The organism is Vibrio sp. V19_P1S1T109 (genome assembly GCF_002241375.1).
GTDB lineage: Bacteria > Pseudomonadota > Gammaproteobacteria > Enterobacterales > Vibrionaceae > Vibrio > Vibrio anguillarum.
The window spans coordinates 1-9,413 of the sequence record NZ_NDIM01000098.1; the positions used below are offsets into that span (position 1 = coordinate 1).

The window sequence follows — 9,413 nt, forward strand, 5'->3', positions numbered from 1 at the left end:
GAACGAAACTCACTTTAGGACGCAAATATGACAGTTGTGTTTCACTTAGTTTAAAACTAGATGACACAGTAAAATATTTTAGGAAAACAGAGGAAGGGCTGCGCATTTTTGAGTGCATCGCTTAAGATCAATCTGAAAAAATTGGCAAAGTCATTAGGTGCCGCCGCGAGTCAGAAATTATCCATTTATTACCCGACCACCAGCAGAGCACCCCATTCTAAGTTCGATTTATAGGGGTGAATTTTATGAACGCTCAAATACCGGTTTCGCCAATTTTCTCAGCAGATTCGGCTTTTTCACCACCAGATAAACAGCCGTAACGGCAAGGCAGAAGCCCGCAACACCAAACCCATCCAATGATTCATCAAAAGCAAGCCATGCTTGAATGGCGGTGGTTGGCGGTACAAGATAAAACACTGAAGCCACACTTGAGGCCGCACCGTGTTCAACCATATACAACAGCAATAAAATAGAGACACATGACAGCACCACAACCAGCCATACCAGTGTCATGATAAAGGTCGGTGTCCATTGCACTTGCATGGTTTCAAAGCTCCAAGCCCAAGGTAAAAATAGGCATAACGCAGCCACATATTGCACGGTAGCGCTGCCAATCATATCCACACCTTGGCAAAATTTTTTCTGATATAAGGTGCCGAGCGTGATGCCGAGCAGAGATAACAAACACAAACTAATGGCAGGCCATTTGTGTGCTTCCGATTGCCACTCAATGTTACCCATCAAGACGAGACTTATCCCAGAAAACCCAAGAGCTAACCCTAACCACTGCGCCAGATTAAAGCGCTCTGTACTCATAAAAACCAGCAGCAGCGCAGTCAAAATGGGTTGCGTCCCCACCAGCAGAGCACTTAAACCTGCTGGCATTCCCCAAGAAATCGCTTGGTAGGTTCCGCCCAAATAGCAACCATGAATCAACACGCCCGTTATACAGGAATGCCACAAATGGCGACCACGCGGAATGCGCCTTTTGAGCAATAACAGCAAACCAATAAAAAGCACCACGTTCGCCACCATGCGCAGCGTGAGCAGCGTGGCAGGTTCCGCATACATTAAGCCAAACCTTGCGCCAACGAAACCAGATGCCCATAGCACGACAAACAAGAACGGGATCATTCTTACAAACATCACAAAATTCCTAGCCACAATCGATTCTATGCTGCTACTTTATTTGGGTACAGTTATGCGCAAAAGGCACAGATTTGAATAATTTAGTGGGTACAGAATGAAAAGTAAGCTTAAAAACACGGATCCTAAATATACTGAACCTAAATATACTGAGGTAAAACGTCATCTTAAGCAGACCATCGACGATGGTTTATTCCACACACACGATAAAATGCCTTCCATTCGCCAGCTATGCGGACAATTGTCTGTCAGCAAAAATACCGTTATTCGTGCTTATCAAGAGTTAGAAGCGATGAATGTCGTCTACTCTCAGCCTCGTTCAGGCTATCGAGTCCAAGGTGCTGTAACCCCTTTGGAAATTCCGCTGCCACAACCCAATAGCATTGACCTGCTCTCTTTATCTAAATCAATTTTGGTTCAACCCACAGTGAAACATCACATGCCCGCAGGTTCAGCGCATCCTAATACGCAAGGCGCCGCGATTCGTAGTTTGTATGCAGAAATTGGCCGCCACAGCCGCCAGCAAACGCACATTCCTAGCCACTATCAGCTACCGCCAGGTAATAGCCATTTAGTCAAACAACTGCTAAAAATATCGCAAGATTTGGGCCTACAAATCAAAGCACAAGAAATCGCCATTACGCATGGCGGTCAGCAGGCCATCAGCCTCGCATTTCGTGCATTAACCAAGCGCGAAGACATTGTGGCCGTTGAGTCACCTTGTTATTTTGGCACGCTGCTGTTGCTTGAATCATTAGGCTTAAAAGTGGTGGAGATCCCCAGCCATAGTGTCGAAGGCATCGACATCAGCGCCCTCGAACAAGCGCTATCTCAATGGCCGATTAAGGCGATTCTCGTCACGCCGAATTTTAACAACCCAATCGGTTCACAAATGCCTCTGGAAAAACGTAAACAGCTTTTGGCTGTCAGTGGTGATACACCAATTATTGAAGATGATGTGTTTGGTGGCCTGTATTTTCAAAAGCCGATACCTTGCTTGAAGATGCTGGATGGCAAAGGCCGCGTTATTTACATCAATTCGCTCTCCAAAACCTTGGATTCACGGCTGAGGATCGGTTGGATCATCGCTGGAAAGTATCAAGCGCAAATAGAAAAGATACTGCTCAGCGAGAATATGGGCAGCTTGAATTTAATCCAATCAGCCGTAGCGGAATTTCTCGAAAGTGGTAAGTACCGTCAACATCTAGCCAAAATGCGCCGCACTTACCAACTGAACCAGCAGCGCTTTGCCAAATTGCTCACCACCTCGCTCAATCACTACCCGTCGCTGCAAGGGCAGTTTCAATTAAGCCGACCTGAAGGTTCATTTTTATGCTGGCTGACACTTCCGCCATTCATCGATAGTTTTGAGCTTTATCAACGTGGCCTGCAAAACAAAATCAGCCTCCTGCCGGGGCATCTTTTTGCAACACAGGGGCAATTCCAACACTGTATCCGTTTCAGTGTAGCGAACTTTGAAGACAACATGGCATGGCAGGAAAGCATAAACAAACTGACCGAACTGATTCATCTCACGGCATCAGATCACAAGACGTAAGCGTACGCATTTTAAAAAATTGCTGACTAACCACTTGTATTGCAACAAAGTCGGCATAAGATGAATGCCTTAGTTCAATGAAGGTTTGCTATGAATAATCAATTATCATTAAGAGCGTTAGAGCGCGGTGACTTACGCTTTATCCATGATCTCAATAACAACCGCAACATTATGTCTTACTGGTTTGAAGAGCCTTATGAATCTTTTGATGAGCTGGAAGAGCTGTACAACAAGCACATTCACGATAACGCCGAGCGTCGGTTTGTGGTTGAGAACCGAGATAAGGAACTGATCGGTCTCGTTGAATTAATTGAAATTGATTACATTCACCGCAGTGGCGAGTTTCAGATCATCATCACGCCAGAGCATCAAGGAAAAGGGTTTGCACAAACCTTGATCAACAAAGCCTTAGACTACTCTTTCACCATTTTGAACCTACACAAAATCTACCTGCATGTGTCGACGGAAAACGAAAAAGCCATCCATTTATACCAAAAAGCCGGCTTTGTTGAGGAAGGGCACTTAGTTGAAGAATTCTTCATTAATGGCCAATATCGTGACGTAAAGCGCATGTACATTTTGCAAAACGCGTATCTTAATAAGCCCGCGTAACGTCATAGGAGTGAATAATGGTCACTTGCAGTCAATATGATTACATTGAGCTCGCGTGTTTGTTTCATTTGCCCGTCAAGCTCACCTTAAAAAATGGTCTTACCTATTCAGGTACCGCGATGGACACTCTGCGCAATGAACACCAACAAGAGTGCATTGTGTTGAAAAATGAGCAAAGTGAACACTTAATTGAAACCAATGCCTTATTGATGATGGAGGCATTAAGCTCACATCCTCATTTTACCCTGATCAAATTTGACTGATAAAAGAGCGTGGCAGCACAAAAGCCACGCTTACTTATTAGCTTTTTTGCGTTAACTGGCAATATCGAGCTTGTTGCCTGTCACGCCATTAATGCGAAACCACCCAGCGATGCTGAAACGCTCAGCATTGGTAGGTTGTACTTCATGCGGAAAACGTTCGGATAAAAAGACCAGTAAACGCCCCGCTATCGGCGCAACCGTCGCGAGATACTGATCTTGAACATCGTAAATAACCAACTCACCTGCATCAGCACCACACCACCGATCATTCATATAAAATACCGTCGTCAGTTTGCGGCTGGCGTTGCCTGTAAAGGCATCGAGGTGTTTTTGGTAGAATGCCCCTATTTCATATTTGGCAAAATGAGCTTCGTATTCAAATAGCCCAAGAAAAAAGTGGCGGTTAACCTCTTGCCGAATTTGCTCCATACGTTGCAAATAGTCTTGCACAGGCAGGCCCATGCTGTTTTCAATCCACTGGATTTTATCGTTGCGTATTTCAACCTCTAATTGCAAGGCATCGTGCCTGCCAATTCGCGCCACTTGTAACTGCGGTGGCGTACACGCTCGTAGGTTTTTGGTTTGCTCTGGTGTTAAAAAGTCATCCCATATGTACCAACCTTGATCGGCAATTGCGTCCATCAATTTATCTAACGACATTTTCACACTACATATAACAAAAGTGCTGTGGTTATATCGATAGCAAGCCATAACAACAAATCGGTGTTTCGATGCTTAAGACAAGGCGAATTTGTGGAGGCGGAGAAGCTGGCAAGAAAAGACTAGAAACAAACACCGTGGTTGTTGAACAACCTATCGTTGAATACCCTCCTACATAACAAAGGGGCACTGACTCGTGCCCCTTTAAATTTAATCAATAAAGATGATTAATCCAGTCTTAACGTTACACCACTGTAGTTACTATAGCCTTTGAGCATCACATGGTAGGTGGTTCCTGGTGTTGCAGAAATTGTGCACTGTTCATTGTTGCCCGATTTGTAAGGGCGACAATCCCACGAAGAAGTGGTTGGTTTGCTGCCGGCTTTGACATACAAATCAGCATCACCTGAGCCCAAACTGATCGAAACTTTAGCGCTGGTTGAGCTTGCGACCGTAAAGGTATAGAAGGCTTCGGAGCTTCGCGTACCTTGTAACCCTATTACTGGTTTGCCTTTTTCTAGCACATTCTCCGTTGGAGGCACTACGCCACAGCTAGCATTTACGCCCACTTGGTTAAAGGCATCAACCACATCCGCTTTGTTATAACCTAAATCTTGTGCCGCTTTTGCGACGCCACATCCACCTTGGTCAAAGGTACTGTTTGCTGTCCAATATAACTGGTTAGCGACGGTGAACACTTCAAAACCTTTACGAACCGACCAATTGGCTTTGTTGGCTAGCAAATAATACGCGCGATTAAATACACCACTTGAATAGTGAACATTTAATCCATTGTAGTATTGAGAAGCGTGATCGATAGAACGGCCATCTTTTGACGGTTGATCAAAATAACGTAAGCCACCGGAAGATTTGAAAATGTCGCTCCCGACCACCCAGTCAACGCTGCCTTTCATATAAAATTCAGCCGCTTCCCCAGCAATATCAGAGAACGCTTCATTCATCCCGCCAGACATATTTTGGTAAACAAGCCCTGAGTTCTGCTCGGTAAAGCCGTGGCTCACTTCATGCGCGCTGACGTTGATATCCACTAATGGATAAAATGTATTTTGGCCATCACCAAAGGTCATGGACGATCCGTTCCAGAAGGCGTTTTCATAGTTGCTGTCATAATGCACACGCATAGTTAGCTGGAAGGTTAATGGAGTGGTGTTCATCCAGTCTTTGTACATATCGAACACCACTTTACCAAAGTAGTGTGCGTCATTAAGCGGTGAATAAGCGCCATTAATCGCTTTGTAATCGTTGTAATTACTCGCGTCGCTACATGAATAGCTGAACGTTGAACCACCCGATGTCGCATGCTTCATATCCACGGTTTTTACAGCGCTATTCACCATGCTACAGGTGTTGCCTACTTTATTTATCACTAACCCTGGGAAATCTGTTCCGTACTGATAAAAACCTGTCTTCTGATTTCCACCAGGTCCAGTACCCGTCGCCTCTGCATGGTTTAACCCTTCCCAAGTTTGTAATACGTCACCAGAGTTCGCATCAATAAAGAAAAATGGCCGTGCAGGCTCATTGGTTGCAACAAAGAAGTCGACTAAATAAACCATTTGAGCCATTTGGTTTTCGTCCAAACGCACCATCAATTGAGCACGCTCGTTTTCTGTAACAAGATCCGCACTCGTTAGTGATGGGTTTTGTTGTTGGTAATGCGTAAGTGCAATACTAACCGCCTGCTTTTGTTCAACTTGTGGTGAAGTACTTACCACATCAGAATCAATTTGCTGCGCCATCATGCCGTAAACTTGGCCGATACCTTTCTCAGTTTGCGTTGCTACGACTGACGTATTAAAGACCGGTAAACCATGATACATCTGCTGGTAACGAACTTTGACTTTACCATTAGGTAGAGTGACGCTTTTTACCACCTGAAAGCCATTTTGTGTTGGCACAATACTGCGAGCCTGCATGGATAAAGCTTGTTCTAGTAGACTTGGATCATCAACCTGCACCATTTTCGCGGCTGATACTGGTAGTGCTGCGCTGATAGAGGCTGCGAGGAATAGCCACTTCATTTGACGTTGTACTTTTTTCATTTCTCAATCCTAGAGAGTTATTATTAGCATCCGCTGACGACTTACATCCAATCAACCACCAGCGACGTGACTGCGAATGATTCGCTCATTGAAAATGGGTCAAGAAAACCAACCTCGCCAGTAGCACGGAAAAATAGTGCAAAACGAGCGTCAAATAAAATGGTCACAAAAAAGACAATAGCCAAAACAACTCGAAGATTTTTTATGATAATTAACTTGCATGTCAACAAGATAAACATAAATGATAATTATATGTACATTTAATAGTGCACATAACTATCAATATAATTTTTGCTTGAAATTGAAAAAGGCAGCGCTCGCTGCCTTCTATTAATCACCTTGCTACCACTAAAACTTATAACCAGCGCCTATCATAAATACCCAAGGATCAATGGTCACATCGGTTTTTTGCTCAATGCCGCCAAACTTATACGTTGCCTCGGTCTCAATATCGGCATACCAAACTGACGCATTCAAAAACCACTGTTCGTTGAGCATATAATCGAATCCTGCATTGGCCGCTAAACCCCAAGAATCTTTGAGTTTGAGATCCGTTAAGGTTGCACCACTTCCCGTACTGTTAAAACCTTCATCGAAGAACATGGTGTAGTTAATGCCCGCTCCAACATAAGGACGGAATTTCGATGACGCTTCACCAAAGTAGTATTGCAACATAAAAGTTGGCGGTAGATGTTTTGTTTCAGCAATGTCACCTAAGTTCAAAAGATTGGTTGAAATAGTATGACTAAAAGGTGTAGCCGCTAACACTTCAAAGCTAATATTGTCGGTGATCATATAGCCTATTGTTAAGCCAAGCTGAACGTTTGAGTCCACAGCAAGCTCTTCATTTGAGCCTAAAATACCATCGCTGCTATCATTGGGCACCACAGCGGCAAGACCGACACGCACAAGAAAGTCACCTTCTTTGTGGGCAAAAACATTCGTAGAAACAAGAGCAGAAAGCACGGCAAGGCCGCAAAGTGTTTTTTTCATTGTGATTTCCTTTTTGTAGGGCGGGGTAATAGTTTTTATTTGCGCGCACAGTAGCACATAAAAACCACACTTTTTTGATGGAAATCAATTTGTAAAATTTATCGCCGATCAGCTTACAACTCTGCAACCTTGATCACTTTTCTAGGCATAAAAACACACAGTCATGTAATGCGTTTTTTATGTGCATCACACCTAGCCTAACGTTGAAATGGCTTTGTTATTTATGGTTAAAAACTGACAATATTGGTAAGAAATAGTAATAGCGTTTTATTGTCAGAAAATATCATCATAATTTATCACGCACCTAACAGAGCTTGACGGACTCCTCACACCACAATTGTTAATATGAACTCCTCAGATTAACCCTTTCTGCTTTTCTAAAAACAAAGGACAACTCAATGAAACGATTTCTTTTAGCTCTATTTGGTTTGCTCGCGTTAGCGGGGTGTGATCAACAAACGCAAACAGAAAGTGCTAAGGCTCTAGAGCCCACCACCGTGGTGGCGGAAACAGATGCCGTACCGTCACCCATCTGTGCAAGCGAGTTGATGCCGGGAGGTTGGCAAGCGACAGAAATTACCGACGAAGCTAAAGAAGCGTTGAAGAGCGCTTTAGCACAAATGGAGAGCAATGCACAATTAAAAGACATTATCGATGTCCGTTCACAAGTGGTTAACGGGGTGAATTATGCCATTGAGTTTGAAATGGATGATGGCAGCATTTGGAATGCGATAATCTATCGCAGTTTAGAAGGTGATTACTCGTTAACCCAACCAGCAAAACAAGGCAAATTGTGTGAATAACCTCATCTCATAAGCCATTATTAAACCAGAGTTAGAGAGTAAAAAGAGGCCATGGCCTCTTTTTACTACTCGATACTATAGCTACTTAATACTATCGCCATACACCCCATTCACCCGTAGTTCCGGGCTCTTCATTTTTTGTCCACCACTGTGCGGTCCAAGTTTGCTGCTTGTGCATAACGACATCACCGGACGTATAAATTTTAGTCGCATTCCAAGCATTATCGGGAACAGGTGGCTGTGGCGTTTCCTCTTTTAGCAAAGAAAGCTGATAACTGTAAGTCGCGTTTGGAGCAAACACACGGTTAGCATACACATTCTGGCTATCGTACATATAGTGATTCATTTCTTGGTGCCAAATACCAATAAACCACTCCCCTTTTTTTACTTGGTTAAACTGACCTGCCATTTCCGCTGGCCACGTTGCTGTATTATTGGCTGAAATCGCTAAGCTGATATCGGTCGTTTCATTGCCATTGGCATCGAAGGTACGCAAACGAACCGTATCGCCAGATTCAACAGGACCAAAACCTTGTGAAAGATAACCACCAAGATCGCTGAGATTCTGCGCAGGTTCTGATGGGTCTGTCGGATCCGTTGGGTTTGATCCACCACCGCTAAAACTAATATCACTGCAGTTATAAAAACCTTCGCCCGCGGCATCAATACGTTGCCAGCGAGTATAAAGCACAGCATCACCACTTCTATCGGCGGGCAGGGTAATCTTGATGCGATATTTTTTATCCGTCCCCACGGTGATATTACCTTTGGTATCAATAAGATCCAGATCATCCCAAGTTAATGGGGCCTCACCGGTATAAGTCGGTTTAGAGAGATAAAACTCCCAATAAGAGGGGTTATGTGGCGCGGTAGCATTAAAGACTAATTCGATTTGTTGATTAGCGTCTAAATTCACGGCCGTTTTTTGCCAATGAGGTGAAGCAACATCTAACCCTGCTTTCGCGTTGCTGCCTGCGGAGCACAACAAGCCGTCGCGAACAACAGCTTGAACATGAGCCATGTCACGATAATTTGCCACATTGGCCGCCACTTCATTGCGTTGTACAAAAGGATAAGCTCCGGACTGATCAAAAGCCGCTTGGCATGCTGCATTAGGGATCGTATTACTCCAAAAACCACCATCTAAGTAACAGGTATTTTGCCGCGCGCTCGGAAATTCAACCCAACCATGAGCTTGTGCATGAGCAGAAAGCAATCCGCTCAATGAAAGCAAACCCAATACACTGACTTTATTAAAATTATTCATCATTCTTCCTTTTTGTATTATTAGCATCAATGCCACAGAACGACACTC

Annotated in this window: 10 protein-coding genes; 4 read left to right on the plus strand and 6 right to left on the minus strand. The window is 44.0% G+C overall.

Going from position 1 to position 9,413, the window contains the following annotated elements:
* Positions 1–243 precede the first annotated feature (243 nt).
* The gene (locus B9J87_RS04690) at positions 244–1,146 is read right to left on the minus strand and encodes a DMT family transporter (protein ID WP_176429480.1); all 903 of its coding nucleotides are present in this window, start codon (positions 1,144–1,146) and stop codon (positions 244–246) included.
* Between the two features lie 97 nt (positions 1,147–1,243).
* On the opposite strand from B9J87_RS04690, the gene B9J87_RS04695 reads away from it, so the two are divergent.
* The 3 genes from B9J87_RS04695 (at position 1,244) to B9J87_RS04705 (ending at position 3,579) form a co-directional block, all read left to right on the plus strand.
* A complete protein-coding gene (locus B9J87_RS04695; RefSeq protein WP_094149562.1) occupies positions 1,244–2,704 on the plus strand; it encodes an aminotransferase-like domain-containing protein in 1,461 nt (486 codons plus the stop codon).
* 90 nt (positions 2,705–2,794) lie between these two features.
* Positions 2,795–3,316, plus strand: a complete 522-nt coding sequence (gene speG / locus B9J87_RS04700; RefSeq protein WP_013868118.1) for a spermidine N1-acetyltransferase — start codon at positions 2,795–2,797, stop codon at positions 3,314–3,316.
* A 17-nt stretch (positions 3,317–3,333) separates the two neighbouring features.
* Positions 3,334–3,579, plus strand: coding sequence for a Rho-binding antiterminator (locus B9J87_RS04705; RefSeq protein WP_017045964.1), 246 nt, complete (start codon positions 3,334–3,336; stop codon positions 3,577–3,579).
* A gap of 51 nt (positions 3,580–3,630) precedes the next feature.
* Here the strand turns inward: B9J87_RS04705 and B9J87_RS04710 are convergent, their stop codons facing one another.
* From B9J87_RS04710 to ompW, 4 genes are all read right to left on the minus strand, one after another.
* Complete coding sequence (locus tag B9J87_RS04710; protein WP_026027933.1) at positions 3,631–4,239, minus strand: 2OG-Fe(II) oxygenase; 609 nt, start codon at positions 4,237–4,239, stop codon at positions 3,631–3,633.
* 227 nt (positions 4,240–4,466) lie between these two features.
* A complete protein-coding gene (gene empA / locus B9J87_RS04715; protein ID WP_094147915.1) occupies positions 4,467–6,302 on the minus strand; it encodes a zinc metalloprotease EmpA in 1,836 nt (611 codons plus the stop codon).
* A gap of 41 nt (positions 6,303–6,343) precedes the next feature.
* Positions 6,344–6,487: a hypothetical protein gene (locus B9J87_RS17720; protein WP_019281242.1), complete on the minus strand. Its 144-nt coding sequence runs from the start codon at positions 6,485–6,487 to the stop codon at positions 6,344–6,346.
* A gap of 163 nt (positions 6,488–6,650) precedes the next feature.
* Positions 6,651–7,295, minus strand: a complete 645-nt coding sequence (gene ompW, locus B9J87_RS04725; RefSeq protein ID WP_094149566.1) for an outer membrane protein OmpW — start codon at positions 7,293–7,295, stop codon at positions 6,651–6,653.
* Between the two features lie 398 nt (positions 7,296–7,693).
* On the opposite strand from ompW, the gene B9J87_RS04730 reads away from it, so the two are divergent.
* The gene (locus tag B9J87_RS04730) at positions 7,694–8,098 is read left to right on the plus strand and encodes a cystatin domain-containing protein (protein WP_094149568.1); all 405 of its coding nucleotides are present in this window, start codon (positions 7,694–7,696) and stop codon (positions 8,096–8,098) included.
* A 91-nt stretch (positions 8,099–8,189) separates the two neighbouring features.
* Here B9J87_RS04730 and B9J87_RS04735 read toward each other — a convergent pair whose 3' ends face one another.
* Complete coding sequence (locus B9J87_RS04735) at positions 8,190–9,365, minus strand: lytic polysaccharide monooxygenase (RefSeq protein ID WP_094149570.1); 1,176 nt, start codon at positions 9,363–9,365, stop codon at positions 8,190–8,192.
* Positions 9,366–9,413 lie beyond the last annotated feature (48 nt).

Coding starts and splice junctions, on each gene's coding strand:
- B9J87_RS04695 (WP_094149562.1), top strand. CDS start 1,244: ATGAAAAGTAAGCTTAAAAACACGGATCCTAAATATACTGAACCTAAA.
- B9J87_RS04710 (WP_026027933.1), bottom strand. CDS start 4,239: ATGTCGTTAGATAAATTGATGGACGCAATTGCCGATCAAGGTTGGTAC.
- empA (WP_094147915.1), bottom strand. CDS start 6,302: ATGAAAAAAGTACAACGTCAAATGAAGTGGCTATTCCTCGCAGCCTCT.
- speG (WP_013868118.1), top strand. CDS start 2,795: ATGAATAATCAATTATCATTAAGAGCGTTAGAGCGCGGTGACTTACGC.
- B9J87_RS04735 (WP_094149570.1), bottom strand. CDS start 9,365: ATGAATAATTTTAATAAAGTCAGTGTATTGGGTTTGCTTTCATTGAGC.
- B9J87_RS04690 (WP_176429480.1), bottom strand. CDS start 1,146: ATGTTTGTAAGAATGATCCCGTTCTTGTTTGTCGTGCTATGGGCATCT.
- ompW (WP_094149566.1), bottom strand. CDS start 7,295: ATGAAAAAAACACTTTGCGGCCTTGCCGTGCTTTCTGCTCTTGTTTCT.
- B9J87_RS04705 (WP_017045964.1), top strand. CDS start 3,334: ATGGTCACTTGCAGTCAATATGATTACATTGAGCTCGCGTGTTTGTTT.
- B9J87_RS04730 (WP_094149568.1), top strand. CDS start 7,694: ATGAAACGATTTCTTTTAGCTCTATTTGGTTTGCTCGCGTTAGCGGGG.